The 23,856-nt window shown below is 68.6% G+C and carries 30 protein-coding genes; 14 read left to right on the forward strand and 16 right to left on the reverse strand.

Annotation, left to right across the window (positions count from 1 at the left end; all coding sequences use genetic code 11):
* Positions 1 to 9: 9 nt before the first annotated feature.
* Entirely contained in the window at positions 10 to 996 is a 987-nt protein-coding gene (locus tag OG520_RS25650) for an ATP-binding cassette domain-containing protein (RefSeq protein WP_406014740.1), read from the forward strand.
* 61 nt (positions 997 to 1,057) lie between these two features.
* Positions 1,058 to 1,768, forward strand: coding sequence for a DUF1707 domain-containing protein (locus OG520_RS25655; RefSeq protein WP_399329637.1), 711 nt, complete (start codon positions 1,058 to 1,060; stop codon positions 1,766 to 1,768).
* Positions 1,769 to 1,783: 15 nt separating this feature from the next.
* Here OG520_RS25655 and OG520_RS25660 read toward each other — a convergent pair whose 3' ends face one another.
* Positions 1,784 to 3,034, reverse strand: coding sequence for an SGNH/GDSL hydrolase family protein (locus tag OG520_RS25660; RefSeq protein WP_406014741.1), 1,251 nt, complete (start codon positions 3,032 to 3,034; stop codon positions 1,784 to 1,786).
* Positions 3,035 to 3,179: 145 nt separating this feature from the next.
* Between OG520_RS25660 and OG520_RS25665 the strand changes: the two genes are divergently transcribed.
* On the forward strand, positions 3,180 to 4,562 hold the full coding sequence (locus OG520_RS25665; protein ID WP_406014742.1) for a DUF445 domain-containing protein: 1,383 nt from the start codon (positions 3,180 to 3,182) through the stop codon (positions 4,560 to 4,562).
* A 101-nt stretch (positions 4,563 to 4,663) separates the two neighbouring features.
* Here the strand turns inward: OG520_RS25665 and OG520_RS25670 are convergent, their stop codons facing one another.
* Complete coding sequence (locus tag OG520_RS25670) at positions 4,664 to 4,966, reverse strand: hypothetical protein (protein ID WP_259935065.1); 303 nt, start codon at positions 4,964 to 4,966, stop codon at positions 4,664 to 4,666.
* Positions 4,967 to 5,161: 195 nt separating this feature from the next.
* On the opposite strand from OG520_RS25670, the gene OG520_RS25675 reads away from it, so the two are divergent.
* Both OG520_RS25675 and OG520_RS25680 read left to right on the forward strand, forming a co-directional pair.
* Positions 5,162 to 6,676, forward strand: a complete 1,515-nt coding sequence (locus OG520_RS25675) for an MFS transporter (RefSeq protein WP_406014743.1) — start codon at positions 5,162 to 5,164, stop codon at positions 6,674 to 6,676.
* Positions 6,673 to 7,257 (forward strand): TetR family transcriptional regulator, encoded by a 585-nt coding sequence (locus OG520_RS25680; protein WP_406014744.1) that lies wholly within the window; start codon positions 6,673 to 6,675, stop codon positions 7,255 to 7,257. Before OG520_RS25675 ends, OG520_RS25680 begins: the two co-directional genes overlap by 4 nt.
* Positions 7,258 to 7,388: 131 nt before the next feature.
* Here the strand turns inward: OG520_RS25680 and OG520_RS25685 are convergent, their stop codons facing one another.
* A complete protein-coding gene (locus tag OG520_RS25685; RefSeq protein ID WP_406014745.1) occupies positions 7,389 to 7,961 on the reverse strand; it encodes a MepB family protein in 573 nt (190 codons plus the stop codon).
* Positions 7,962 to 8,125: 164 nt separating this feature from the next.
* Between OG520_RS25685 and OG520_RS25690 the strand changes: the two genes are divergently transcribed.
* Positions 8,126 to 8,335: a hypothetical protein gene (locus OG520_RS25690; protein WP_406014746.1), complete on the forward strand. Its 210-nt coding sequence runs from the start codon at positions 8,126 to 8,128 to the stop codon at positions 8,333 to 8,335.
* A gap of 3 nt (positions 8,336 to 8,338) precedes the next feature.
* Here OG520_RS25690 and OG520_RS25695 read toward each other — a convergent pair whose 3' ends face one another.
* Both OG520_RS25695 and OG520_RS25700 read right to left on the reverse strand, forming a co-directional pair.
* A complete protein-coding gene (locus OG520_RS25695) occupies positions 8,339 to 8,896 on the reverse strand; it encodes an NADPH-dependent FMN reductase (protein ID WP_406014747.1) in 558 nt (185 codons plus the stop codon).
* A 119-nt stretch (positions 8,897 to 9,015) separates the two neighbouring features.
* Complete coding sequence (locus OG520_RS25700; protein ID WP_406014748.1) at positions 9,016 to 9,363, reverse strand: hypothetical protein; 348 nt, start codon at positions 9,361 to 9,363, stop codon at positions 9,016 to 9,018.
* Between the two features lie 258 nt (positions 9,364 to 9,621).
* Here OG520_RS25700 and cpt point away from each other — a divergent pair, with 258 nt between their 5' ends.
* Positions 9,622 to 10,143 (forward strand): chloramphenicol phosphotransferase CPT, encoded by a 522-nt coding sequence (gene cpt / locus OG520_RS25705; protein WP_406016565.1) that lies wholly within the window; start codon positions 9,622 to 9,624, stop codon positions 10,141 to 10,143.
* Between the two features lie 75 nt (positions 10,144 to 10,218).
* On the opposite strand, the gene OG520_RS25710 is transcribed toward cpt, so the two are convergent.
* The 5 genes from OG520_RS25710 to OG520_RS25730 all read right to left on the reverse strand — a co-directional run bounded on the left by OG520_RS25710 (position 10,219) and on the right by OG520_RS25730 (position 13,822).
* The gene (locus OG520_RS25710) at positions 10,219 to 10,698 is read right to left on the reverse strand and encodes a GNAT family N-acetyltransferase (protein WP_406014749.1); all 480 of its coding nucleotides are present in this window, start codon (positions 10,696 to 10,698) and stop codon (positions 10,219 to 10,221) included.
* Between the two features lie 100 nt (positions 10,699 to 10,798).
* The gene (locus tag OG520_RS25715; RefSeq protein ID WP_406014750.1) at positions 10,799 to 11,686 is read right to left on the reverse strand and encodes a hypothetical protein; all 888 of its coding nucleotides are present in this window, start codon (positions 11,684 to 11,686) and stop codon (positions 10,799 to 10,801) included.
* Between the two features lie 335 nt (positions 11,687 to 12,021).
* Complete coding sequence (locus OG520_RS25720) at positions 12,022 to 12,150, reverse strand: hypothetical protein (RefSeq protein ID WP_406014751.1); 129 nt, start codon at positions 12,148 to 12,150, stop codon at positions 12,022 to 12,024.
* Between the two features lie 69 nt (positions 12,151 to 12,219).
* Entirely contained in the window at positions 12,220 to 13,428 is a 1,209-nt protein-coding gene (locus OG520_RS25725) for an MFS transporter (RefSeq protein ID WP_406014752.1), read from the reverse strand.
* 82 nt (positions 13,429 to 13,510) lie between these two features.
* On the reverse strand, positions 13,511 to 13,822 hold the full coding sequence (locus OG520_RS25730; protein ID WP_399329624.1) for an ArsR/SmtB family transcription factor: 312 nt from the start codon (positions 13,820 to 13,822) through the stop codon (positions 13,511 to 13,513).
* A 189-nt stretch (positions 13,823 to 14,011) separates the two neighbouring features.
* Here OG520_RS25730 and OG520_RS25735 point away from each other — a divergent pair, with 189 nt between their 5' ends.
* The 3 genes from OG520_RS25735 (at position 14,012) to OG520_RS25745 (ending at position 17,085) form a co-directional block, all read left to right on the forward strand.
* A complete protein-coding gene (locus OG520_RS25735; protein ID WP_406014753.1) occupies positions 14,012 to 14,401 on the forward strand; it encodes a hypothetical protein in 390 nt (129 codons plus the stop codon).
* A gap of 170 nt (positions 14,402 to 14,571) precedes the next feature.
* The gene (locus OG520_RS25740) at positions 14,572 to 15,558 is read left to right on the forward strand and encodes a hypothetical protein (protein ID WP_406014754.1); all 987 of its coding nucleotides are present in this window, start codon (positions 14,572 to 14,574) and stop codon (positions 15,556 to 15,558) included.
* 147 nt (positions 15,559 to 15,705) lie between these two features.
* Complete coding sequence (locus tag OG520_RS25745) at positions 15,706 to 17,085, forward strand: IS1380 family transposase (RefSeq protein WP_406014755.1); 1,380 nt, start codon at positions 15,706 to 15,708, stop codon at positions 17,083 to 17,085.
* 170 nt (positions 17,086 to 17,255) lie between these two features.
* On the opposite strand, the gene OG520_RS25750 is transcribed toward OG520_RS25745, so the two are convergent.
* From OG520_RS25750 to OG520_RS25765, 4 genes are read right to left on the reverse strand one after another with little or no spacing between them, the layout of a single operon-like run.
* Entirely contained in the window at positions 17,256 to 17,459 is a 204-nt protein-coding gene (locus tag OG520_RS25750) for a DUF397 domain-containing protein (protein ID WP_406014756.1), read from the reverse strand.
* A 9-nt stretch (positions 17,460 to 17,468) separates the two neighbouring features.
* Positions 17,469 to 18,314, reverse strand: a complete 846-nt coding sequence (locus OG520_RS25755) for a helix-turn-helix domain-containing protein (RefSeq protein ID WP_406014757.1) — start codon at positions 18,312 to 18,314, stop codon at positions 17,469 to 17,471.
* 7 nt (positions 18,315 to 18,321) lie between these two features.
* On the reverse strand, positions 18,322 to 18,846 hold the full coding sequence (locus OG520_RS25760) for a DUF6879 family protein (RefSeq protein ID WP_406014758.1): 525 nt from the start codon (positions 18,844 to 18,846) through the stop codon (positions 18,322 to 18,324).
* Entirely contained in the window at positions 18,818 to 19,225 is a 408-nt protein-coding gene (locus OG520_RS25765; protein WP_406014759.1) for a hypothetical protein, read from the reverse strand. Before OG520_RS25765 ends, OG520_RS25760 begins: the two co-directional genes overlap by 29 nt.
* 599 nt (positions 19,226 to 19,824) lie before the next feature.
* Here OG520_RS25765 and OG520_RS25770 point away from each other — a divergent pair.
* From OG520_RS25770 to OG520_RS25780, 3 genes are all read left to right on the forward strand, one after another.
* The gene (locus OG520_RS25770) at positions 19,825 to 20,064 is read left to right on the forward strand and encodes a DUF397 domain-containing protein (RefSeq protein ID WP_406014760.1); all 240 of its coding nucleotides are present in this window, start codon (positions 19,825 to 19,827) and stop codon (positions 20,062 to 20,064) included.
* 219 nt (positions 20,065 to 20,283) lie between these two features.
* Entirely contained in the window at positions 20,284 to 20,649 is a 366-nt protein-coding gene (locus tag OG520_RS25775; protein ID WP_406014761.1) for a hypothetical protein, read from the forward strand.
* A gap of 19 nt (positions 20,650 to 20,668) precedes the next feature.
* Positions 20,669 to 21,574, forward strand: coding sequence for a JmjC domain-containing protein (locus OG520_RS25780; RefSeq protein WP_406014762.1), 906 nt, complete (start codon positions 20,669 to 20,671; stop codon positions 21,572 to 21,574).
* Positions 21,575 to 21,910: 336 nt separating this feature from the next.
* Here OG520_RS25780 and OG520_RS25785 read toward each other — a convergent pair whose 3' ends face one another.
* Together OG520_RS25785 and OG520_RS25790 are read right to left on the reverse strand one after the other, a co-directional pair.
* The gene (locus OG520_RS25785) at positions 21,911 to 22,102 is read right to left on the reverse strand and encodes a DUF397 domain-containing protein (RefSeq protein WP_406014763.1); all 192 of its coding nucleotides are present in this window, start codon (positions 22,100 to 22,102) and stop codon (positions 21,911 to 21,913) included.
* Positions 22,099 to 22,947 carry a helix-turn-helix domain-containing protein gene (locus tag OG520_RS25790; protein WP_406016566.1) on the reverse strand — a complete coding sequence of 283 codons (849 nt, stop codon included), beginning with the start codon at positions 22,945 to 22,947 and terminating at the stop codon, positions 22,099 to 22,101. The genes OG520_RS25785 and OG520_RS25790 overlap by 4 nt, the downstream gene beginning before the upstream one ends.
* 203 nt (positions 22,948 to 23,150) lie before the next feature.
* On the opposite strand from OG520_RS25790, the gene OG520_RS25795 reads away from it, so the two are divergent.
* Positions 23,151 to 23,810 carry an ATP-binding protein gene (locus OG520_RS25795; RefSeq protein WP_406014764.1) on the forward strand — a complete coding sequence of 220 codons (660 nt, stop codon included), beginning with the start codon at positions 23,151 to 23,153 and terminating at the stop codon, positions 23,808 to 23,810.
* Positions 23,811 to 23,856: the final 46 nt, after the last annotated feature.

The raw sequence follows: 23,856 nt of genomic DNA on the forward strand, positions 1-23,856 counted from the left end.
GCATCGGACATGGACGCGGGAACCCCCACCGGATTCATCGAACTCGACAATGTGGAGAAGGTCTTCGACGTGCGTCGCAAGACTGGTTTCATGCGCAGTGAACGCCGCCAGGTGCGGGCGGTGGACTCGATCAGCTTCCGTGTCGCGCGCGGCGAGATGGTCGGTTACATCGGCCCGAACGGCGCGGGGAAGTCGACCACGATCAAGATGCTGACTGGCATCCTCACCCCGAGCGGCGGCCGGCTGCGGGTGGCGGGCATCGATCCTTCCCGGGAGCGTACGAGGCTGGCGCACCGGATCGGTGTGGTGTTCGGCCAGCGCACCACGCTCTGGTGGGACCTGCCGCTGCGCGACTCGTACCGCCTGATGCACCGGATGTACCGGATTCCCGACGCGCGCTACCGGGAGAATCTGGACCGCTGTGTCGAACTCCTCGATCTGGGCGAGCTGTTGGACGTTCCGGTGCGGCAGTTGTCGTTGGGGCAGCGGATGCGCGGCGACATCGCGGCGGCGCTGCTGCACGATCCCGAGGTGCTGTACCTGGACGAGCCGACGATCGGGCTGGATGTCGTCTCCAAGTCCAAGGTCCGTGGGTTCCTGCGGGACCTGAACGCCGAGCGCGGTACGACGGTGCTGCTCACGACCCATGATCTGACGGACATCGAGCAGCTCTGCAAGCGGGTGATGGTGATCGACCACGGCCGCCTGATGTACGACGGTGCCCTCGCCGGTCTGCATGAGGTGGGTGAGAGCGAGCGGACGCTGGTGGTCGACCTGGAGCGTCAACTGCCGCCGATCCGGCTGGAGTCGGCGCCCTCGGTCCGTACGGTGAAGGTGGAGGGGCCGCGGCAGTGGCTGGCCTTCCCGGCCTCGGAGTCGGCTGCTCCGCTGGTTGCCCGGATCGCCGCGGACTACCCCTTGGTCGACCTGTCGGTGCGGGAGCCGGACATCGAGGCCGTGATCGCGAAGATGTATGAGTCCGCCACCGGCATCTAGGACTGTGACGGCGATGCGGACGTTCAATAGGCTGCGCGGTATGACAAGTGACCTTCCGGAAATGCGTGCCTCCGATGCCGAGCGCGAGCGGGTCGCCGAGACCCTGCGCGAGGCGGTCGCCGAGGGCCGGCTGGAGATGGAGGAGTTCGAGCAGCGGCTGGACGCGACGTACAAGGCGCGTACGCACGGGGAGTTGGAGCCGCTGGTGCGGGATCTTCCGGCGCCGGGCGTGGCGGTGGCCCCGGTGGGGGCGGCTCCGGCGCAGACCGGATCGCAGCGGCGGTGGGCGGACCGGATCGGCAAGCCCGCCACGTCGGGTGGCGCGTTCGCGCTCTGGGGCGGCTTCGGCCGCCGGGGGAACTGGACGGTGGGCCGGAAGTTCACCGCGTTCGCGATGTGGGGTGGCGGTGAGATCGATCTGCGCGAGGCGAACTTCGAGGACCGCGAGGTGGTCATCCGCTGTTTCACGATCATGGGCGGCATGCAGGTGACGGTTCCGCCGGAGCTGGACGTCCAGGTCAAGGGCATCGGCATCCTGGGCGGCTTCGGGGAGCGGACGAAGGACGACGGGGTCCCGTCGCCGGACTCCCCGCGGGTGCGGATCACCGGGCTCGCGCTGCTGGGCGGCGTGGGCGTGGAGCGCAAGCGGAGCAAGGCGGAGAAGCAGCGGCTGCGGGATGCGGAGCTGGCGCGGGTGCGGGAGCTGGACCAGGAGCGCGGGCGGGGCCGGCTGGAGAAGGGCCGGGGTCCGTCGGACCGGTCCGACGACTGACCGGCGCTCAGGAGGTCAGAGCTGGTCGGAATCGGGCCGGTCGGGCACCAGTGCCGTCAGGTCCACCAGCGAGCCCAGCAGCCGGTAGCCGGCGTCGTTCAGATGGAGATGGTCGCCGCTGTCGTAGGCCGTCCGGAGCCTTGTCGGGCGGTGGGGGTCACGGGCCGCCGCGTCGAAGTCGATGACGTGGTCGAAGATCCCGCCCGCCCGGATCAGCCCATTGACCCGTTCCCGTACGTCGTCGCGCGCGGGTGTCCAGGTGCCGAATCCCTCGTACGGCATCAGTGTCGCCCCGACGACCCGCAGTCCGCGCGCGTGGGCGCGCTGCGTCATGGACCGCAGGCCGTCCGCGATGCGCTGCGGGTCGGTCTCCTGCGGGGACTGCTGCACGTCGTTGATGCCGAGCGCGATGACGACGGTCTTCACTCCGGCGACGTCCAGTACGTCGCGGTCGAAGCGGGCGCTCGCCCGTACGCCGCTCCCGTCGCGCAGGATTCGGTTGCCCGCGATGCCCGCGTTGGCCACCCCGTGCCGGCCGCGCAGCCGGTCGGCGAGCACATCGGGCCAGCGGCTGTTCGTGTCGAGGGTGGAGCCGGTGCCCGCGGTGAGCGAGTCGCCGATCACGGCGATCGTTCCGGCGGCGGTCGTGGTGTGCACGTCGACGGAGGTGAGGTAGCGCCAGTCGTCGGTCTGCCGGGCGCCCCACGCGGTGTCCACGTACGAGGTCTGGTGGCTGCGCCGGTGGATGGTGACGGGCCCCTCGGCGGTGGGGGTGCGCAGGGTGACCACGAGGTCGGAATCGGCGGCGACCGGGACGACGACGGGGTCGCTGACGATCTGCCCGCCGGCCGCGACGGTCACGGTGCCGGCGCCCCGGAAGGTCACGGGGCGGCCGGCCACGGCGGCGTGGTCCACGACCAGCGGACGGGTGCCGAAGACATTGGAGAGGGTGATGCGGGCCGCGTCGCCGCCGATGCTGGTGTGCACGACGTTACGGATGGTGCGTCGGTTCAGGGCGCTGCCGTTGTAGGAGTCGACCACCCCGGCGACGGGTGCCGCCGCCCAGGTGGCGGCCCAGAGGCCGGTGGAGTGGGCGGGGGCGGCGGGCGTACGGGCCACGGACCGCGGGTCGGGTGCGGTGAGCTGCTTCGGCCGGGTGCCGGAGCCGGAGAACAGCAGGGGGCCGGCGAACGCCACGGTGGCGGCGAGCGCGGCGGTGCCCGCCACGAGGGCGATGAGCAGGGCGTACCCCTGGCGCCTGGGCATGGGCGGTGTTTCTCCTCGTGATCAATCGGACTGTCCCATGATGGGGCAGGGCATCGGGAACTCGACGTGCGGCCCGGGAGTAGGTCAGGTAGGGACAATGCGTACGGGACACCGGGGGCGAGGCGTACGCGGACGGGTGGAGCGGATGGAACGGATCGATCGGACCGGCCCCGGGGAACCGGGTGCGCGGCAGCAGGAGAGTGCCGGGGAGCAGGCGGCGGGTGCGCCCCGTCCCGTACCCGGTGGCCGCCCTGCTCCGCTCGCCTCGTTCGCGTACACCGCGGCCGACGAGGAGAAGCGGCGCGGTGTGCGCCGGATGAAGACCACGGCCACGGGCCTCCTTCTGCTGGTCGCGCTCGTGTACGTACTCGCCACCTGGGCGAAGAACGCGGGTGTGGGCGGCTGGCCGGGCTTCGTCGCCGCGGCCGCCGAGGCGGGGATGGTGGGTGCGCTGGCCGACTGGTTCGCCGTCACGGCGCTGTTCAAGCGTCCGCTCGGCCTGCCGATCCCGCACACCGCCATTATCCCCACCAAGAAGGACCAGCTCGGAGCCTCTCTGGGTTCCTTCGTCGGCGAGAATTTTCTCTCCGGCGATGTCGTACGGGGCCGGATCCACGCGCTCGGTGTCGGCCGCCGCCTCGGTGCCTGGCTGGCCGAGCCGGACCACGCGGACCGGGTCACCGCCGAGCTGTCGACCGCGTTGCGCGGTGCGCTGAGGGTGTTGCGGGATTCCGATGTGCAGGCCGTGGTGGCTGAGGCGATCACCCGGCGGGCCAACGCGGCGGAGATCGGGCCGGGTCTCGGCAAGATGCTGGAGAAGATCGTTGCCGACGGGGGCCACCGCAAGGTGGTGGACCTGATCTGCGTACGTGCCCACGACTGGCTGGTGCTGCACGGCGATTCGGTGATGGACGCGGTGCAGGGCGGGGCCCCCGGCTGGACGCCGCGGTTCGTCGACAAGCGGGTGGGCGAGCGGGTCTACAAGGAGCTGCTGCGGTTCGTCACGGAGATGCGGGACATGCCGGGACACCCGGCGCGCGCTTCGATCGACACGTTCCTGACGGACTTCGCGGCCGACCTCCAGACGGACTCGGACACCCGGGCCCGGGTCGAGCGGCTGAAGTCGGAGATCCTGGGGCGCGGTGAGGTCCAGGACGTCATCGCCTCGGCCTGGTCGTCCGTACGCACGATGATCATCGCGGCGGCGGAGGACGAGCAGAGTGAGCTGCGGCTGCGGGCGCGGGCCTCACTGATGGCGCTGGGGGCGCGGCTGGCGTCGGACGACCGGCTCCAGGCGAAGCTGGACGGCTGGTTGGAGGACGCGGCGGTCTACGTCGTCACGACCTACCGCGCGGAGATCACCTCGCTGATCAGTGACACGGTCGCGAGCTGGGACGCGGATCAGACGTCGAAGAAGATCGAGGCGCACATCGGCCGCGACCTGCAGTTCATCCGGATCAACGGCACGGTGGTGGGCGCCCTGGCAGGGCTGCTGATCTACACGGTGTCGTGGGCGCTGGGGGCGTAGGGGCGCCCGGCCGGAGCGGACGGAGCGGAAAGGGGCGGGGGCTCCGGATGGTTTCCAGGAGCCCCCGCCCCTTTTCGTACGCCCGTACGCCCGTACGTGCTTCAGGCGGCCCGGCGGGTGACCGCCCACGACGCGGCGGCCATGCTGCCCGCCACGGCGAAGACGGCGGGCCAGGCGCCGACCTTCTTGGCCAGCGGGTGCGAACCGGCGAACGCGGCGACGTACGCCGTGGTCAGCCCGACGGCCGCGCGCGGCCCGGCCTGCCTGTTCCACTCGTACGCGGCGACGGTGCCCGCGGCGGCGAGGGCGACCCCGCCCAGCGGCCGCTTCCTGGTCCACCGCGCCACGGCGTACCCGCCGACCAGCCCGCTCGCCGCCACCGCCGCTGCCGGAACCTTCGCCATCGCAGCCACCTTCGCCTTCTCGTCCGTGTTGTCCGGGCCCGGAGCCCGGGTCTTCGAGGCTAACGCGACGCCGGGGATTCCGGTCGCCGAGGGGGTGCACAAGCGTTTACCCTGGGGGTGAACACGCGTGCACCCCCGCGCCGCACCCTCGCGCCCCGCACGACGCCCTTGCCGCCGAGCACCGTACGGAGAGCCATGCCCGCGGACATACCTGCCCCGACGCCTGCCTCGACCACCGTCTCCGAAGAGGCCCCGCACCCCCGCTTCGCCGTCGGTGTACTGGCGTTCTGCGGTGTCGTGGTCGCGGTGATGCAGACGATCGTCGTCCCGCTGCTCCCGCACATCCCGGCCCTCACCGGTGCGAGCCCGGCCGCCGCGAGCTGGCTGGTCACCGTCACCCTGCTCACCGGCGCCGTCTTCACGCCCGTCCTGGGCCGGGTCGGTGACATGTACGGCAAGCGGCGGGTGCTCGTCGCCTCGCTCATGGTGCTGGTGGTGGGTTCGGTCCTGTGCGCGGTCAGTTCCCACATCGGGGTGCTGATCACCGGCCGCGCCCTGCAGGGTGCGGCGCTCGCCGTCCTGCCGCTGGGCATGAGCATCCTGCGCGACGAACTCCCGCCCGAGCGGGTGCTGTCCGCCGTGGCGCTGATGAGCTCGACGCTCGGCATCGGCGCGGCGGTCGGGCTGCCGGTCGCGGCCCTCGTCGTCGAGAACTTCGACTGGCACACGATGTTCTGGGTCTCGGGCGCGATCGGCGTCATCGACATCGTGCTGGTGCTGTGGTGCGTACCGGAATCGCCGCTGCGCACCCGTGGCCGCTTCGACGCCCTCGGCGCGCTGGGCCTGTCCGGGGCCCTGGTCTGTCTGCTGCTCGCGGTCACCCAGGGCGCCGACTGGGGCTGGACCTCGGCCCGGACGGTCGGTCTGCTGGCGGCGGCCGTCGTCGTGGCGCTGTTCTGGGGCGCGTACGAGCTCCGGGTGGCGTCGCCCATGGTCGACCTGCGGGTCTCGGCCCGCCCGGCGGTGCTGTTCACCAATATCGCCGCCCTGCTGATCGGTTTCGCCTTCTACGCGAACTCCCTGGTCACCGCGCAGATGGTGCAGGAACCGAAGGAGACGGGCTACGGGCTGGGCGCCTCGCTCGTCGTCAGCGGCCTCTGCCTGCTGCCGGGCGGCGTGATGATGGTGGCGCTCTCACCGGTCTCGGCGCGGATCTCCGCGAAATACGGCCCGAAGGTCAGCCTGGCGCTGGCGGCCGGGGTGATCGCCACCGGTTACGTGGTGCGCTACTTCACCAGCCACAACCTCTGGCTGATCATCGCCGGCGCGACGGTCGTCGCCTCGGGCACGGCCATCGCGTACTCGGCACTGCCCGCGCTGGTCATGCGCGGCGTCCCGGTGAGCGAGACGGGCGCGGCCAACGGCCTCAACACACTGATGCGGTCGATCGGACAGGCCTTCTGCAGCGCGACGGTGGCCGCGGTCCTCGCCAACATCACCTTCCGGGTGGGCGGCCGGACGGCCCCGACGCTCCACGCGTACCAGCTGGTCTTCCTGATCGCGGCGGGCGCGGCCCTCGCGGCACTGCTGGTCACCCTGTTCCTGCCGGGCAGCCGCACACCCGCGACGGGTACGGTCGAAGGGAACCGCGACGTCCCGGGCGACCGGAAGGACGGTGTGCGGACGATGCCGATCCAGGAGGGCGCATGACCAGCGGCCAGGCCACCGCACCGGCCCCGGCCCGGCCCGGTGCCGATCCGGGCACCGGCCGGGACGCGATCCTGCGCGCGGCCCGCCGGGCGTTCACCCAGCGCCCGTACGCCGAGGTCACCATCAGGGGGATCGCGGCCGACGCCGGAGTGAGCCCGTCCCTGGTGGTCAAGTACTTCGGCCGCAAGGAAGAACTCTTCAACACCGTCGCCGACTTCGGCCCCGCCGCCGCGGAACTCTTCGACGCGCCGCTCGGTGTCCTGGGCCGCCACATGGTGGTGACGCTGGTGAGCCGCCGCCGCGAACTGCAGTCCGACCCACTGCTGCGCGTCGTCTTCTCGCTCGGCAACCGCGACGAACGCTCCCTGCTGCGCGACCGCTTCCAGGAACAGGTCACCGACGCCCTCACCGCCCGCCTCCCCGGCCGCGAACGCGCCCTGCGCGCCGAGCTGATCGCCGGCCACCTTCTCGGCCTCGGCGCCACCCTCAGCCTCCACCGTGAGGGCGCCGGCGCGGACGCCACCCCCGAACACCTCGCGGACCTGTACGCGCCCGCGCTGCAGTCCTTGATCGACGGGTGACGCGGGGCCGGACCGAGCAGGGCGGGGCCGAACAGGGCAGGGCCGGGCCGCCGGGCGGTGAGGCACCCGCGACCGCGTCCACACCTGGATGCAGGGCCACCCGGAGGACTACCGCTGACCGGCGGGCGCCGTCACGGGCGGTAGAGCGCCCGGCACCGGACCGGGTCGGCCGCCTCGCCCTCGCGGACCGGCAGGAAGTACTCCACCTGCCACTCCTGCGTACGGCCGGCCTGGCGATTGGGTGTCGTCACCCACGGCGGATAGACGCGGAACGCGCGCTTCCCGCCGGAACCGTTCCTCGACACGATGTTCCGCTCGCAGAGCACGTCACGGGGGAACACGAACTGCCCGAAGCCGTCGGCGTCGCGGGTGCTGATGACGAAGAGGTCGACCGGGTCCCCGGAGTCGTAGGGCCGGATCGGGCCCTCCGCGGACCGCTTCCACACCGTCACGAACTGGCCGGCCTTCGTCGGGGTGGTCCGGGCCACCCGGAACCTGACGGCGGAGCCGTCCACGGTGAAGGAGTGTGCCCCGTACTCGGCGCTCTCCGCTTCGGGCACCGGTCGCGTGCACACGAATCCGCTCGGGTCGTAGACCAGCGCCTTCGCCGCGAGGAGGTCGGGGTGAAGGGGCTCGCCGTACGGCCAGGGGTCGGGCCAGGGCTCGGTCCGGGCATCGGGCGAGGGTTCAGGAGGTGTTGCCATTTCGCCCATTCTGTCAGCGGCTGTCCCGTCGTCGAGCCGTGGGCGGGCGATGAGTTTCCCCGGCGGCCGGAGTCCCACCACTGTCACCGCAACGGCACCGCGACCGCGGCCCCGACCGCCGGCTGCGGGCCGTCGGCCACGACCTGCGGGGCACCGCCTGCTTTGTGCCCGACATCGCCGCGCTGACCGTCGCCCCGACGCGCGTCGTCGTCGGGGTCGGCGCCGACTCGGGAGGCCTGGTCACCTACCGGACGTCCGTCGCCCTGGCCGAGCTGCTCGGCACGCCGCCGGTCGAGTTCACCGGCGACCACGGAGGCTTCCTGGGCCGGCCCGAGGAGTTCGCCGAGGCACTGCGGCGGACGCTGGAGGTCTGACCTCTACCTGTCCCGCTCGACCTCCGCGGCCCGTTCCGTGAGCAGCGTGAGCACCTGCCCGAGCTGCTCACGGGCGCCCGGATCGGTGATGACCCCGTCCGGGCCGACCGCGTTCCGGTCCACGGAGATCCGTACGCAGGCCGGCTCCACGATGTCCGCACCGGTATAGCCGAGCACCGTACGCAGCGTGGCCGCGGCGCCCTGGCCGCGGCCGGGAGCCGCGGCGTTCACCCAGGCGGTCGGCTTGTCGCAGATCTCGGTACCGCCGACCGTCCAGTCCAGCAGGTTCTTGAACGCCCCTGGCAGGGTCCCCGCGTACTCCGGCGTGCAGACCAGAACGGCATCCGCCTCGTCGATCGCCGTACGCAGCTCCGCCACCGGACCCGGCAGCGGATCGGCATCGTCATCCGGGTTGAAGTGCGGGAGCGCCGCGAGGCCGCCGTAGAGAACGGTCCGTACCTCCGCGGGCGCCACGGCCCGCGCGGTGCGCAGCACGGTCTCGTTGGAGGAGCCGCTGCGCAGGCTCCCGGACAGCAGGAGGATCACGGGGGGAGTCGACATGCCCGGTCAACCTGCGACGACCGAACCTCATTCCCGCATGCGACACCACGCATGACGCCACCCCGGCACGGGCGCGGGGCGGGCTCGTACCGGGGTGGTGGTCGGGTGGTGCGGCGGGATCAGCTGAAGACGACCGAGCGGAGCTTCAGCCGCTCGGAGGCGTGGCCGCCATGGGGCCGGAGAGTGAAGTAGGGGCCTTCGCAGTCGGCGCCGGCGAAGACCGTCGCGCTGGAGTCGGTGAAGTTCCACGGAGTGTGGGCGGGGTTCGACGAAGCGGGGTCGGCCACCTCGGGCAGGGTGATGCACACCCGGCTCGGCGGGTCGACGAGGAAGCCGACCTGCGGCGAGCCGTCGAGGCCGGAGTAGGTGTACGTGAAGTCTCCGGTGGCCGCGCCGGCCGAGGTCGGCACGGCGACAATGAGCGCGAGGGCGCCGAGGGCGGCAGCAACGGTGGAACGAAGACGCATGAAGGGAACTCCTTGTGCGGGGGATCGGAAACGGCCCAAGTCTGTGCTGTCGACCTGCGGCCACTGTCGAATGTGGGGTTCCGTCACCCGGACGGGAGCTGCTGAATCGGTTCTGCCGACGGCCAAGTGGGTCATGGGCCGGTCCCACCACGTTGACCGCCGAGGGGCGGGCGAGCCGACGAGTCCGCGTCGGCCCCCGCTGCCGTACTACTGCACCGGCTCGCTGTCAGGTCCTAGTGTGGCCCGGTGAAGACGCAGATGATCGTGCTCAACGGTGGCTCCAGCTCAGGGAAGTCCGGGATCGCCCGGTGTCTTCAGGCGGTGTTGCCGGATCCGTGGCTGACCTTCGGGGTGGACACACTGGTTGAGGCGATGCCCGCGTCCATGCGTGCGTCGGACGCGGGCATCGAGTTCGCTCCGGACGGCGAGGTGATCGTCGGCCCCGAGTTCCGTACGCTGGAGACGGCTTGGATCGAGGGGGTCGTCACGATGGCCCGTGCGGGAGCCGGGGTCATCGTCGACGAGGTCTTCCTCGGCGGCGCGGCCTCCCAGCAGCGGTGGCAGAAGGCGCTCGGCGGGCTTCCGGTGCTGTGGGTGGGCGTCCGGTGCGAGAGCGCCGTCGCCGCAGCCCGTGAGATCGCGCGGGGTGACCGCGTCCCCGGGATGGCGGCCGCACAGGCGGACGTGGTCCACGAGGGCGTGACGTACGACATCGAGGTGGACACGACGCGGAGCGAGTCCATGGAGTGCGCGCGGATCATCGCAGCCCACATCGGGTGACCGGGCGCGGTCCCACCGCCGTACCGTCCGCCGCCCCACTGATCGTTTCCGGCCACGGCACTGCACGTCACGCCCTTACGCGTCGTCGAGCTCCAGCTCACCGACGACCTGATTCCCGCTCGTCTCCCCGGTCAGCCGGAACCCGAGCCTGAAGTAGAACTGCTCGGGCCCGTGCTCACCGGGGACCCAGCTCACGGTCGCACGCGTCTGCCCCCGTCGCCGGATCTCCTCGCACACCGCCTCCACGGCGAAGCGGCCGTATCCCTGCCCCTGCTGATCGGCGGCGATGTTAAGCCGCCAGAGGCCGGAGCGCAGCCTGTTGTCGTTCGGGTCGTCCGGGTAGAACCGGACATCGAAGAAGGCCATGACGAAGCCGACGAGCTGCTCGCCGTCGAAGACCAGCCGGGGCCAGGCGATGTCGGGGGTTGCGTAGGCCTGAGCCAACGACCAGGCGACCGGCTTCACGAGCCCGTCCTGGTCAGGGCGTACGTTCAGTTGGCAGGCGGCCTCGACGTTGTCCGAGGTGACCTTTTCCAGGCGCAGCGATGAAGGCATGCGGGCAACCTACCGACCGGCGCCCGGCCGCATCGAACGGATGCCCGGTGCCGCCGAGGTGGCGGAACCGGGCATCGAACGAACTCCCTTGTGACAGAGGTCAGTTCGCGGGTGCCTGGTAGAGGCCCCGGCCGGCGCGGTGGGCCCGGGAGGTGGCGACGAGTCGGTCGAGGGTGCTGCGAACGGTGTTGATGCCGTTGGGGGTGAGCTCGCGACCCAGGGCCTTCGTCACGTCACGGGCCCGGACGGGGGTGTCGCCGGATGCCGCGAGCACCTTCATGGCCAGCTCGGTGAGGCTGCCGCTGTCGTCGACGGCCGGTGCGGCGGTCGCGGAGGTCGCGGCCTTCTTCGGCGCCCTGGCCTTCGCGGGCTTGGCGGCCTTGGTCGCCTTGGCTGCCTTCGCCGGTGCGGCGGGCTTGCTGTCCTTGACCGTCTTGGTCGCCTTGGCGGGCGCGGCGGACTCCGCGTCCTTGCCGTCCTTGGCGTCCTTGACCTCCTCGGCGGGCTTGGCGGCGACGGCCTTCTTGGCCTGGCCGCGCTGGGCCCGCGGCTTGGCGGCGGCCTGCTTGCGGCCCTTGGGCGCAGCGGGCGCCTTGCGGGCGGCCCGGCGCGCGGGGGCCGCCGCCTGCTCCTGCGGGGCCTCCACCTGGTCGGTGGAGTCGATGGAGTCCTGCGCCTGCTGCGGGATCTTGGGAGCGGGAACGCTCGCCGCCCCGGCCTTGGCGGCGTCGGCCTCACCCGACTCCGTCACGTCTGCCACCGTCTCCGCCACCGCGCTCGCGCTCGCGGAGGGTGCCGGAGCGGGAGCGGGGGCGGCCGACAGCGTACGCAGTGCCGTCAGAGCGGTCCGCACCGACTCCAGGCGTTCAGTGACGGTCGCGAGCTCCTTCTCCAGGGTCTGCTGGTGCTGCTCCAGGCGAGGAAGTTCCGCCTCCAGCAAGGTAGTTGTGGCATCGATGGTGACCAGTGTGTTGGTCTCGGAGGTCATGTTGTCGCCCTTCTGTCCCGGCCGACCGTTGGTGACCGATGTATCGCAGGGTAAGGGGTGTTGTGTTGTGGCCGGAAATCGCCTCTCGCTGTGAACCGTTCAAGGGACACCGCCGGCACCAACCGTCAGTCTTCCGAAAGACCTGGCATCGCGCCCAGGAGATGGCGCGGGAGGCACTCTTTTGGCGGCATCCCACGCGGCCTGAACGACGCGGCGCGGCCCGTGAGGAACGAACGCGTCCCTCGTCCCCCGGCAGGAGCGGGGGACGAGGGACGCAGAAAGCGGGAGCGGGGAGCAGGGAGCGGAGAGCGTGGGTGGGGCCGGGGCCGGGGCCGTCAGCCGTTCCGGCTCACCGGCACGGAGGAGGTGGAGCAACTGGTGCCGTTCTCCAGGGTGTTGGGGATCTCGCGGCTGAGCCGGCAGTCGCAGTCCACGACGTTCCAGCGCGGATGCGCACCGGTCACGCTGCCGGTGGCGCCCGAAGTGCCGATCTGCTGCCCCTGCCCCTGTCCCTGCCTCTGTCGCCTCGCCTCTCAGACCCCGACCTCCCCGGCCGCGAGCGAGCCCTGGTCGTCCGGCGCCACCCGCCGCTCCCCGACGCGTTCCCACTGCAGCCGCAAACCCATCACGATCAGCGCAGCGACCGCGAACCCCGCCCCGGCCCAAGCAAGTTGACGAGCTCCGTACTCGGCCAGGACCCAGCCGCCGACCGCGGTGCCGACGGTGATGCCGAGGTTGGAGAACGAGATGAAGAGGCTGTTGCCGAACTCGGGTGCGTCGCTCGCGTCCCGCCCCAGCCAGCTCTGGCTCACGATGAGCCCGCCCGAATGCACGGCACCCCAGACCAGGACCGTCAGAACCATCGGCGCGAGCATCGGCCCGACGGCGTACAGAAGGACGTAGACCAGCAGGCACAGCGCCGGGTAGGCGACGACGGTGCGGACGAGGTTGCGTCGCAACAGGCTGCCGAAGGCGAAGTTCCCGAGGATCATCACGATGCCGAACGCCATCAGCATGGCGCTGACCCACGTACCGTCCATGTGCGTGACCTGCCCCAGGTACTCGGCGAAGTAGCCGTAGACCGAGAACATCGCCGCGAAGACGAGAACGATGGAGGCAATGGTCAGCCACATCTGCGGCCGCTTGAGGACCTTCAGCTGAGTGCCGTACGAGACGCGTTGGCCGACGGGCATCGACGGTACGAACCGCAGGATGCCCAGGAAGGCGATCAGGTTGACGAGCGCGCCGAACCAGAAGGCCGAAGCGAGTGACAGATGCTCGGCGAGGTACGAGGTCAGCGGCACACCGAACGCGAAGCCGACGGTGACTCCGGCGAACACGGTCGTCGTGGCCCGGGTCGCGTCCTTCGCAGGTACCAGCCGTGCGGCGGTGGCGAGCGCGACCGCGAAGAACACGGGATGGAAGAGGGCGGGAACGACGCGGAACGCGAGCATCACCTCGTACTGCGTGGTGAGCGCGTAGACGGCGTTGGAGACGGCGAACACCGCGATTGCGGCGGCGAGCACCTTCTTGCGGTCGACACCGGAGGCGAGCAGCGTGGTGAATGGTCCGGACACCGCGATGACCAGGGCGAACACCCCGACGAGCCAGCCGGCGGCGGACGGTGTGACACCGAGTTCGGCCGAGACCTGGGGCAGCACACCGACCATGCCCATCTCGGTGGTGATGATCCCGAACACGCCCAGGGCGAGCACCAGGACGGTGAGGGAGATCTTTCTCATCGGAACGATCAGCACCTTTCATCAAATCTAGAAAAGTAGATACATTGGATCAGGGCTCGACGCCGTACAGGGGGAGGGCGAGCTACAACTCGTCGCGGACGTGTGCGGCGAACTCGGCGATCACCGGCTCGTTGCGCCGGTAGTACGTCCACTTGCCGATGCGTTCCGAGGTGAGCAGCCCGGCGTCCTTCAGGGTCTGCAGGTAGCCGGACACCACCGACTGTGCCAGCCCGGACCGCTTCTGGATGTCGCCGACGCACACACCGATATGGAAGCCGAGCCCCTGCTGCCGGTAGGAGTCCTCGTCGAAATGCTTCTCCGGCTCCCTCAGCCACTGCATGAACTGCAGGCGCGCGGGATTGGCGAGCGCCTTGTGTACGGCCAGCGGATCCATCGCTCCACCCTTCCACAGTCTCTCGACGTTACGTATCTAGCTTTCGCGATATGTAGTGCCAAGTCAAATCACACCGTCCAGGTCAATGCGGCTAGGGTCCCCCGGGTGAGAAACAGGCGTGCGACGGGACCGGCGGGCTTCAGGTAGCCCGCCGGGAGATCCCCGGCGGCTCCCATCGTTCGGAGCCCCATGACGCGCACTGCCCACCACCTCCCCCCTGCGCAGGCCAGGAAGAGCTACGGCGACAGCCCGGGTAGCCCCTGGCACTCCGTGATCCTGCGCGACCTCCGGTACAGCGCCCGAAGCCTCGCCGAGGCGGCAGCCGAGGCTCGCAGACCCTGGCCGCAGGGCGTCCGCCGCCGGGTGGATGTCTACTGCTTCCCCCGCCACAACCGCGACCGTGGCCTCGCGCGCGCCGCCACCCTGGCGGAACGCCGGGCCCGCCAACGCCTCCGCGCACGCGCGGGCGTCCTCCGACGCCTGGTGAACACCCCCACCGGGGAGCTGGCCCTCGAAGCGGCGGACACGGTCGACATCCCACCGCCGAACCACCGCCACGGCGAACTCTGGCTGGCCTGACCGGCGCCGGGGATGAAGTCCCGTACGCGTGGCGGCAGATGAGGAAGATGCGGTACGGTGACGAAATCATCACGCTCTGTGTGTTCACGCGCACATAGGGCGGCCCCCGGCGGTGCGCCAACACCAACCCGAGGGCCTACACCACCAGTGGAACTGCGAGGCCACCGGAAATGCTGCGTCATGCTATCGCGCCGTCCGCGCGCTATACGAAGGCATCACACGATGTCGTCCGCCACCCGCGTCTGAGCAGTGACGCGAAGATCCTGCTCCTGTACGTCCAGGGCCTACCCGACACCACCACCTTCAAGCCGTTGAGCGAACTGGCCCAGAAGTTGGGCATCAAGGGCCGCGCGTACCAGAAGGCGAAACAGCAACTGGTCGAGAACGGGTACGTGCACGAGTGGCGCAGCCAGGCCGACGGCGGCCGCTGGATCACCGAGCAACTGGTCGCGAACACCGCGCTGACGAGTGAGCAGGCGACCCACGTACGAGGAACTCCACCAACCCCTTCCCCCGCCGCCATGCCACCGAGTACGCACTCTCCGACGGTCGGCGAACCGGCTCCCCGGACGGCCGGTGGCTATGAACCGGTAGAAGACCACAGTGATAAAACCACTCCCCACCCACCCTCCGAGCCCTCCGAACCCTCCGAGCCGGAGCGCCCGGCCGCAACGGCGGACCCAACCCAACTGGCCCGCGCCGAACGCGTCCTGCTCTCCCTGCGCCACTCCCGCCGCGAACTGCACCTGGGCGTACGCGAGGCCGCCAAGCTGGCCGTCGACGCGGTCAAGTGGCTGGAGCGCGGCCTGAGCGAGTCCGACCTGCGCCAGGCCCTGCTCGCCGAACGCCCGAAAGAAGGCGTGCGCTCAGCAGTCGGCTTCCTCCGCTACCGCCTCGCCCAAAAACTCCCCGAAGCCCGGACGACCCCCCAATCCTTCGAGCCCGCACGCCCCCGCGAACTGATCGAATGCCAGGGCCCAGGCAAGACACACAACTTCCGCCCCCTGCTGGACGAGACGGAATGCACCCCGTGCCGCCTGATCGCAGCGAACACCATGTACTCCGAAGCCCCCGCACCGGAGCCCGAGCCCCTGCCATGGCGAGAACGCTTCGCAAGGATCAACGCAACACCGACGGCTCTACCGGGCGAAGGCTGACGGCTACAGTGCCACTGGCGGCTAACCTCGTGCTTTCATGAGCGTGCTCGCCCATGGCTTGATCAAATAAGCGGAGAGTGCTTCTGACCTGCAACGATGGGACTTGTCTAGGGTCCTGTCAGCTGCACGGAAAGAAGCACTCTCCAGGTGAGCAAGCGTATCGGGTTGTACCCGCGTGTCCGCGTCGGGGGCGGCGGCAGCGGGGCGGTCTCGCAGGCCGGGGCAGTGCTGCTGGTCGAGACGGTCCGCAAGTCCGGGCTGGACGGCGCGATATCGGCGGCGCTGGCGCCGTGGCGCAAGCCGCGGACGGTGCACGACCCGGGCAAGGTCCTGCTGGATATCGCACTCGCGACGGCTCTGGGCGGGGACTGCCTCGCCGATGTCGCCATGCTGCGGGCCCAGCCCGACGCGTTCGGCCCGGTAGCATCCGACCCCACGGTCTCCCGCCTCGTCGACGCCCTCGCCGCAGCCGGGCCGAAGGCGCTCACCGCGATCCGCGCGGCGCGAGCCGAAGTACGCACGCGGGTCTGGGAGTTGGCCGGTGAAGACAGTCCGGCTGCCGGTGACAGCGTGATCGTGGACATCGACGGCGTGCTGGTGCTTGCGCACTCCGAGAAGCAGGACGCCACCGCGACCTGGAAAAAGACCTTCGGCCACCATCCGCTCGTTGCGTTCGTCGACCACGGCCAGGCCGGTTCCGGGGAACCGGTGGCCGCGCTGCTGCGGCCTGGCAACGCAGGCTCCAACACCGCGAGCGATCACATCGAAACCACCCAACTCGCTCTGGCCCAACTGCCCAAACACCTGCGGCGGGGCCGGCAGACGCTGGTCCGCACCGACTCCGCCGGCGGCACCCACGCCTTCCTCGACTGGCTCTCCCGCCGCGGCCGGTGGCTGTCCTACTCGGTCGGAATGACCATCACCGACGCCATCCACCAGGCTGTGCTGAAGATCCCGAAACGGACCTGGACACCGGCCTACGACTCCGACGGCACCGAACGGCCCGGCGCCTGGGTCGCAGAGATCACCGACATGCCCGACCTGAGCACCTGGCCCAAGGGCATGCGGCTGATCGTCCGCAAGGAACGGCCACACCCCGGCGCCCAGTTGCGCTTCACCGACGTTGACGGGCTGCGGCTGACCTGCTTCGCGACCAACACAAAGGACGGCCAGCTCGCCGACCTCGAACTGCGTCACCGCAGGCGGGCCCGCTGCGAGGACCGCATCCGAAACGCCCGCGACACCGGCCTGCGCAACCTGCCCCTGCACGACACAGCCCAGAACCGGATCTGGCTGGAGATCCTCTCCCTCGCGCTCGACCTCCTCGCCTGGATGCCGATGCTCGCCCTGACAGGCGAAACCCGCCGCTGGGAGCCGAAGCGCCTCCGCCTCCGCTTGTTTTCCGCCGCCGCCCAGCTCGTGAACACCGGCCGCCGCCGCTGGCTCCGCCTGGCCGCCCGATGGCCCTGGACATCCGTGATCACCAGCGCCATGGACCGGCTCCAGGCCCTACCGAACCCCGGCTGACCAGTAAATTCACCCGTCCCAACAACCCGCACGACCACCCCGGGAGTGGAACCCGGCGCCCACCCGACGCGACAACCGGGCCATCAGCCTGCCCCGCCTCGATAAAACCCGCACCCCGCACGCACAGAGCCCCCGCCAGCGAACCGACGAGGACTCATGAACAATCGAGGCTAATGGTTGAGGGTTGACGAGAAGCCGTGTCTCTTGCTGAATTCCACGAAGGCGGACCAGGATTCAGGTGGAATCAGCAAAGTGGCCCGCTCTCGGTTCTTGCTGTCCCGGACCATGACCGCGGCGGGTTGGTTGTCGGAAACCTCGACGCAGTTGTCATGAGTGGTGTACGTACTGGTGTGCCAGATCGGTGCTTCAGGCATTCTTGCCTCCTAAAATCGGTCGAAATGTTGGATCGCGGCGAGGATCAGCTCCCTTGCCGCTCTTCCGTAAACGGCTGACTGCTTCAATGAGGCGAAGGCCTTGGCGTAGAGCTCGACCTCCCGAGGCTGGGTGACCGAGAACTCGGCAGAGTAGGTCTCGACGAGAACGAGTTTGTTGTCGAACATTGAGAATGAATTACCAGGCCAGATGCTCAGGGGTGAAGACCGCGGCACTAGCCCCAGACTCAGCCGTGGAAGGCCCATCACTGCGAGAAGCCGGTCGAGCTGTCCCTTCATTACCTCAGGGCCACCGAAATTTGAGTAGAGAGCCTGCTCGGCGAGCAGTACGTTGAAGATCCGGTTGCCTTGGGTGAGATATCGCTGTCGCTCCAACCTCTTGGCCGTGGCAGCCTCGGAATCATCTGGGATTTCATAGAACTCCACGACCTGTTTGAACGTTTCCGCAGCGTACTCCGCTGTCTGAAGCGTCCCCCAGATGAGAGTGGGGTGCCAGATGCGAAATACTTTGGTTCTGGCGTAGACCGGCAGAGCCTTTCTCTGGCGCTTCTCAGCCCCGGTGGAGAGTTGTCGACGCCATTCCAGCCACAGCTCATCGATATGTCGGACCGTGGCGATCAAGTCGGTGGCCTGGTCCTGGGTGTTGGTCTTTTCGCACCAGATGCGAATGTCGTCTTCGCTGGCGGCCTGTCGGCCGAGTTCGATGCGGGAGACCTTGGATTCCTGCCACCCAGTGGCATGGGCGAATGCCCGGCCGCTTGCGAACCCTGCATCCTTGCGGGTCGAGCGAAGCCGGGCACCCAACGCCTCGCGTGCTTCCTGTGCGTTGGTGCTCACCGATGAGTCAGGGCTTGTACTCGGTGTGCGGGGTGGCTACGGACCAGAGTAGATCCCGAAGTCGAACGCATTCGGCCACGGTGTCGCGATCCTCGATGATCTCTGATCCCAGAACTCGACCCTCCGGGTCGAAGTGGCCGACTGCGAGCAGGCGGTCGTCGTACAGCCACCAGTCATTGCCCGCTACGGGGTACGAGACGCCTTCCGGGACCATGTGCCGAGGTAGCCAGCGGATGTCTTCGCCGGCCTCGATGTTGAGGTGGGTCAGCGAATTCTCCCATTCGACGTATCGGGAGTGCGGCTCCGTGACCACCCGGACCCGACGCACGGTCTTGCCCCCGCCAGTCACCCGCTGCATGAGCGTCTTCCACGGGGCGAGCCACGCGTAGTCGTCGGAATCGCCCCTCAGCCATCGTGCATAGGGTGTGTCTTCGATCGGCGATCCGTAGTCGTCCCTCAGTTCCAGATGGAATGCGTCGCGCTCGAAGCTTTTGAACAGCTCGTCACGCTGGGCGCTGGTGATCAGGTCCACTGTTCTCCTTCAGCAGTGCAGTGATCGAGGACGTGGGGACCTCGATGCAGTCCTCGTAGTCAGGCAACCGCATCTGGCCCAAGGCCTCGGTGTCTCGCATCTTCGGCCCCTGCACGATGCATGTGCCTTGCTCTGTGATGAGCATGATCGGCGCCTCGAAGTTCTTGATCTCGCCGGATGGCAGGCCGTCTTTGGTCAGGTACTCGAACAGTTCGGTCGGCACCTCGACTGCGGTATGACCTTCCGGCAAGTCGAGCTTCATCAGCAAGTCTTGGGCGTAGATCTTCCAGCCTTGAACGACGTAGCTGTCCCGGTCGCTGGCGTACAGGGTGGGGCTGTCTCCGGGAGTGGAGTTCTTACCGAGGAATCGTAACTTCATGGTTGCTCTCCAGTCCGCTGCCTTGCGCGGGTTTGCGTGACAAGCCGATCGTCGACCAGGCATTTGGGCCCGTCAATCGAGATGCTGCAAACTCTCGCAATCTTCTTGGGAGTTGGTTGCGCCCCGGTCTACGTTCGTCTTCGCATCGTCGTGAGGAACCGACCGCTGACCAGGAGCCACCGATGCAGACCCCTCGCAAGGACCGGTCGACGAACGTCGGAGGTGCGCACGACCTCGGATTGGGCCACTGGTCCCATCCGCTGCTGGGCTGCCTCGTCATCGATCACGCTCACGGCGCTCGGATCGGCATACTTCGTGGGCTCGCCCCCGACGTGGCAGAGGCCGACATCGGTCCGTCCCGCTCGATTCCGAATGCCCCACCCGTGGCGTGGCTCGCCCCGGAGAAGGGCGGAGTGGAGTGGACTACCGATCCCGCCTTCATCGAGGCAGCGGGTCCAGCGGCGAACAGCGCGATCTTGCGTACATGACGCGCCCCACGTGTCTGCAGGCCGGGTGCGGCAGGTGGACGGATGGGTCTCAGTGCACCACGGCGCGGAGAACGAGTCTTCGCACACTCCATGCATCGGGAGGACAATTCCATGGCGACGAATCTCTACAGCCTTCCCACAGAGGGCGTCCTGTTCGAGAACTTCTGTGGCGGCAACCTGGGCGGCGAGCACGAATCGTGTGTCGAGGTCGGCGTGATCCCCGGATCGACCTCCGCCTTTACCCTCCGCGACAACAAGCCCGAGGGAGCTGGCATCGAACTGCGATTCACAAAGGCAGAGCTCGACGACTTCGCGGTCGGCTGGGCCAAGAAGCAGGGGCTCGCGCTCTGATTCGGCAGTTTCCCGCGTCGCACCAGTCGGGCTGCTCTGCTTCGGCAGGGCGGCCCGGCACATTCTGGAGGGGAAGAAATGAGCTGGTCAGGACACTGGCACGGGTACGGGCCATGGATCGGGACCGGGGCCGCGTACGCGCAAGAGGGAAACCGTCGGCCCCCGCACCCCGGCGGCCCACCACAGCAAGCCTCGCCGGAGGACAAGGCTGCATACAGGGTGCTTGAGCGATACCGCGAGGCTGCTGCGGACTTCCAGGCGGGCAACTTGCCGCCCTTGATGACGGGTCACTGGTTGCTCAAGCGCACCCAGAGCGCGGCCGATCGCACGTGGACCGATGTTGGCATCGCGTTGGCGTGGCTGACGAAGCACTACGAGGAGAACCCTCCGTTTGGGCGCGAGGACGGCAGACAGGCGTATTGCGGCCTGGAGGAGAAGTTGGAGTATGCCTGTGACGTGCTGCCTCGTGGTGTCGATGTGAGTTGGGTGCACTACACCAAGTCGAAGAGTCTGTTCTCGCTTTCCGCTGTGTGCTGCCCGAACCGCTTCCACCCGGACGTCCCCTGCCCCCTCCCACCTTCATAGCGCGAGAGGAGACTCCGTCATGTCGCTACGCCTCCTGCTGCCCGAGAACGGTGTCGTCGATCTCTTGACGACTTGGCCCGATGAACCCCGCGTGTACGAGCGTGGGTCGACGGAACTGGATGCCACGGTCACCGCTGAATTCCTCGACGAGTACGTGGAAACCGGCTGCGTGCCCGCGAGCGAGATCGCAGTCGTCAAGGCTCCCAACCCGTCGCTGAATCGCGATGCATTCATGCGCAACGGGCGTACTGATGCCGCCAAGCTGCGGCAGCTCCACGACCGAGGCTTCACCATCCGCTTGGGGAACCTTCAGCGCGTCGTGCCGTTCTTGGCACGTGCCTCCCGCCGCATCCAGGAGGAGACGGCGGGCTACTCGAACTATGTCCACGCCTTCCTCACCCCTCCTGGCAACCAGGGATTGCGCCACCACTGGGACCAGCAGATGGCCGTGATCGTGCAGGTGGCCGGGGTGAAGCGGTGGCAGTTGTGGCGACCTCCGGTGGTCGCTCCCATGCGGGAGTACAACGAGAGCTGGCGGGTGTGGCGCGATGACTACATCCCGAGATGGGAGGCAGCCGGACCTGACCTTGAGTTTGATCTGAAGGCCGGCCAGTCCCTCATCCTGCCGCGCGGCTGGGTCCACAACCCGAGCGTGGCCGAGTTCGACAAGCGCAGCCTTCACCTGACCTTCGCGATCAGGGAGCGGACCCGGTTGTGGTTGGCCGAGCAGTTGCTCGCCGGAGCCATCGAACGCGAAGAGTTCCGGCGCATCGTCACGCCTGGTGAGATGCGCGGAATGGAGCTGAGTCGCCAACTTGCCGAAACTCGTGCGGCCTTGATGGATTACGTCGCAGATCTCGATCTGCCTGAGGTTGCATCGGCGGTTGGCCAGGCAGCCATGACGGAGCTGGAGTACACGACATGAATGAATAGGCGGTGGTCGGGCGGCGGGAGCAGGCACCTGGGCTTTCCTCACGCCTTGGAGGAGCCTGCTCAGTCACCCCGCCCACTCGGGCCGATGCTCTGACTGCTGCCGTGTCGACCATGAACATGTCCGACTCCGGGACGAGTGGGACGGCCCGCGCCGACTGCTGCCAAGGGTGTGGTTCGGGGACGGGCAGTAGCTTTGCATGCTGGTAGATGTGGCAGGCCCTGAGCGAATCCGCTGTGTCCGGAGCCGAGGCGCAATACGCGATCGGCCAGGCGAGCCGGAGCGTCGACGTTCGCTGGCGATCGGCGCCACGCTCGATCGGATGCCGGCCTACGGGGTGTACAGAGAAGCGATGAACCGTGCCCATGCGCTGCGACGTACGGATATGTGGGGTCCGCGGGGCTGCTTGGAGTCCCGTACGTCGACCGTCGAGTGCAGGTCCGCGACCTCGACGCACTCCCCGCCGGTGCCATTGCTGTAGCTGCTCTTTCGCCACCGGGCGGGCGCAGGGGGTCGGTTCATCGGGAGTGCTCCTTCAGGATTTCGCGGATCAATGCGCTCGAACGCTCAGGGCCGAGCGCCAGTGCCCTGAGATGGTCGAACGCCTTTGTGTACAGGCTGACATCTGCGGCACTTTCCAGGTAGACCGAGTCAGTCAGACCTTCGCGGTAGACGACGTCCGGGTCCTCCTGCTCGGGGAATCCCAGAATGGTGAACGGCCCTGTAGCCGGGTAGGCACCGGAGTCGTACGGCAGCACCTGGATGGTGACATTGGGCAACTCCGCCAGATCCCCGATGCGTTCGAGCTGCCCGACCATCACCGATCGGTTGCCGACGACGTGTCTGAGCGCGCTCTCGTGGATCACGGTCCAGAAGTCCGGTGGTGCCTCGGCGGTGAGTAACTGCTGCCTGCGCATGCGCACCTCGACCAGGCGCTGGATCTCCTCGCGGGACTGTTCGGCGGACGCGCGGCTCAGTTCCGTCGCGTACTCCGGTGTCTGGAGCAGCCCGGGGACGAACTCGCCCTGGTAGCTGCGCAGCCCGGAGGCGGCCTGTTCCAGGCCCACGTACACCGAGAACCACGAGGGGATGGCGTTGCCGTGAGCGTGCCACCACCCTTTGGTCTTGGAGTCTTTCGCGAAGGATCGCAACAGGTCCCGCAGGTCGGCCGAGGTGTCGTAGAAGCGGCAGAGCGCGTCCACATCGGAGGGCTGCACACGCCCTTGGCCGGTCTCCAGGCGATTGACCTTGGAGCCGCTCCAGTCGAGCTCCTTGCCGATTTGGTTGCAGGTCAGACCGCTCTCTTCGCGCAGCTTCTTCAGCTCGATCGCCAGACGTCGGCGGCGAGCAGTGGGTGAACCGGCCACTTCAAAACCTCTCTCGGTAACGGGAGTTACATCCCACCGGAAGTGGCGGCGATCGCCAATCACCCTAAGGGGGGAATCTCGCCGTGCACATTGCATATCGGGACGGGAGGTTGGCATTCTCTGAGCCTGAGCAACTGTGAGTCACGGCTCTTCACGAAGGGTGAGGTGTGCGATGGCTCGGGCATGGCGAAAGGCGTGTGCTCGTGGCGAACGGAAACGACGGCTGTATGACGCGGAAGCCCTGGGAGCTGCCCTTCCTGGCGGAGCCCGAAGAGGTTGCGGCCCTGAGGCGCATCATGCGGCTGCACCTGCGGTTGTGGGGCCTGTCGGATGTGTCCGACGCCGCTGAGATCTGCGTGAGTGAACTGGTGTCGAATGTGATCAGGCATGTTGGTGCGGGGACGCCGAGCACGCTCGTGGTCGAGATGAACGGCACGCGTCTACGGGTCGCGCTCCGCGACCCTGAAACCCGCGCCCTTCCCACACTTCTGTCCGCCGGCCCGAACGACGAGTCGGGGCGTGGCCTGGCGATGTTGGACTCCGTGTCGGAACGGTGGGGCGTGATTCTCGGCGCGGAGTCCAAGCTCGTCTGGTGCGACCTGGCCACCGGCCTCCGGTCGTCGAGCGATCACGTCGATGGGCCCCAAGTGGCGAAGGCGGAAGCATTGTTGGGGATTTGCGGGTTCGACGGCGTCCCGGCGGGCTCGTGTCGTGAACGGCTGAGTCTGACATCGAGGTGGGAGATGGTGATCGACCTCATCGTCGCCCTTCTGCATTGGCTCCGCGCCCACGGTTGTGATCCGGACGACGCCCTCGACTGCGCGCAAACGCACTTCGAGGCTGGGGAGGCTGGCATGGCGTGAAGCGGCCCGTGGCTGAGGGGGCTTGTCGGCATTGGTGAAGAGTGGG

The sequence above is a fragment of the Streptomyces sp. NBC_00984 genome, from assembly GCF_045162475.1.
Taxonomy (GTDB): domain Bacteria; phylum Actinomycetota; class Actinomycetes; order Streptomycetales; family Streptomycetaceae; genus Streptomyces.

What these genes read in the sequence shown, in the direction of transcription:
- OG520_RS25650 (WP_406014740.1), top strand. Translation starts at nt 10, where the DNA reads ATGGACGCGGGAACCCCCACCGGATTCATCGAACTCGACAATGTGGAG.
- OG520_RS25655 (WP_399329637.1), top strand. Translation starts at nt 1,058, where the DNA reads ATGCGTGCCTCCGATGCCGAGCGCGAGCGGGTCGCCGAGACCCTGCGC.
- OG520_RS25660 (WP_406014741.1), bottom strand. Translation starts at nt 3,034, where the DNA reads ATGCCCAGGCGCCAGGGGTACGCCCTGCTCATCGCCCTCGTGGCGGGC.
- OG520_RS25665 (WP_406014742.1), top strand. Translation starts at nt 3,180, where the DNA reads ATGGAACGGATCGATCGGACCGGCCCCGGGGAACCGGGTGCGCGGCAG.
- OG520_RS25670 (WP_259935065.1), bottom strand. Translation starts at nt 4,966, where the DNA reads ATGGCGAAGGTTCCGGCAGCGGCGGTGGCGGCGAGCGGGCTGGTCGGC.
- OG520_RS25675 (WP_406014743.1), top strand. Translation starts at nt 5,162, where the DNA reads ATGCCCGCGGACATACCTGCCCCGACGCCTGCCTCGACCACCGTCTCC.
- OG520_RS25680 (WP_406014744.1), top strand. Translation starts at nt 6,673, where the DNA reads ATGACCAGCGGCCAGGCCACCGCACCGGCCCCGGCCCGGCCCGGTGCC.
- OG520_RS25685 (WP_406014745.1), bottom strand. Translation starts at nt 7,961, where the DNA reads ATGGCAACACCTCCTGAACCCTCGCCCGATGCCCGGACCGAGCCCTGG.
- OG520_RS25695 (WP_406014747.1), bottom strand. Translation starts at nt 8,896, where the DNA reads ATGTCGACTCCCCCCGTGATCCTCCTGCTGTCCGGGAGCCTGCGCAGC.
- OG520_RS25700 (WP_406014748.1), bottom strand. Translation starts at nt 9,363, where the DNA reads ATGCGTCTTCGTTCCACCGTTGCTGCCGCCCTCGGCGCCCTCGCGCTC.
- cpt (WP_406016565.1), top strand. Translation starts at nt 9,622, where the DNA reads ATGATCGTGCTCAACGGTGGCTCCAGCTCAGGGAAGTCCGGGATCGCC.
- OG520_RS25710 (WP_406014749.1), bottom strand. Translation starts at nt 10,698, where the DNA reads ATGCCTTCATCGCTGCGCCTGGAAAAGGTCACCTCGGACAACGTCGAG.
- OG520_RS25715 (WP_406014750.1), bottom strand. Translation starts at nt 11,686, where the DNA reads ATGACCTCCGAGACCAACACACTGGTCACCATCGATGCCACAACTACC.
- OG520_RS25725 (WP_406014752.1), bottom strand. Translation starts at nt 13,428, where the DNA reads ATGAGAAAGATCTCCCTCACCGTCCTGGTGCTCGCCCTGGGCGTGTTC.
- OG520_RS25730 (WP_399329624.1), bottom strand. Translation starts at nt 13,822, where the DNA reads ATGGATCCGCTGGCCGTACACAAGGCGCTCGCCAATCCCGCGCGCCTG.
- OG520_RS25735 (WP_406014753.1), top strand. Translation starts at nt 14,012, where the DNA reads ATGACGCGCACTGCCCACCACCTCCCCCCTGCGCAGGCCAGGAAGAGC.
- OG520_RS25740 (WP_406014754.1), top strand. Translation starts at nt 14,572, where the DNA reads ATGCTGCGTCATGCTATCGCGCCGTCCGCGCGCTATACGAAGGCATCA.
- OG520_RS25750 (WP_406014756.1), bottom strand. Translation starts at nt 17,459, where the DNA reads ATGCCTGAAGCACCGATCTGGCACACCAGTACGTACACCACTCATGAC.
- OG520_RS25765 (WP_406014759.1), bottom strand. Translation starts at nt 19,225, where the DNA reads ATGAAGTTACGATTCCTCGGTAAGAACTCCACTCCCGGAGACAGCCCC.
- OG520_RS25770 (WP_406014760.1), top strand. Translation starts at nt 19,825, where the DNA reads ATGGCGACGAATCTCTACAGCCTTCCCACAGAGGGCGTCCTGTTCGAG.
- OG520_RS25780 (WP_406014762.1), top strand. Translation starts at nt 20,669, where the DNA reads ATGTCGCTACGCCTCCTGCTGCCCGAGAACGGTGTCGTCGATCTCTTG.
- OG520_RS25785 (WP_406014763.1), bottom strand. Translation starts at nt 22,102, where the DNA reads ATGAACCGACCCCCTGCGCCCGCCCGGTGGCGAAAGAGCAGCTACAGC.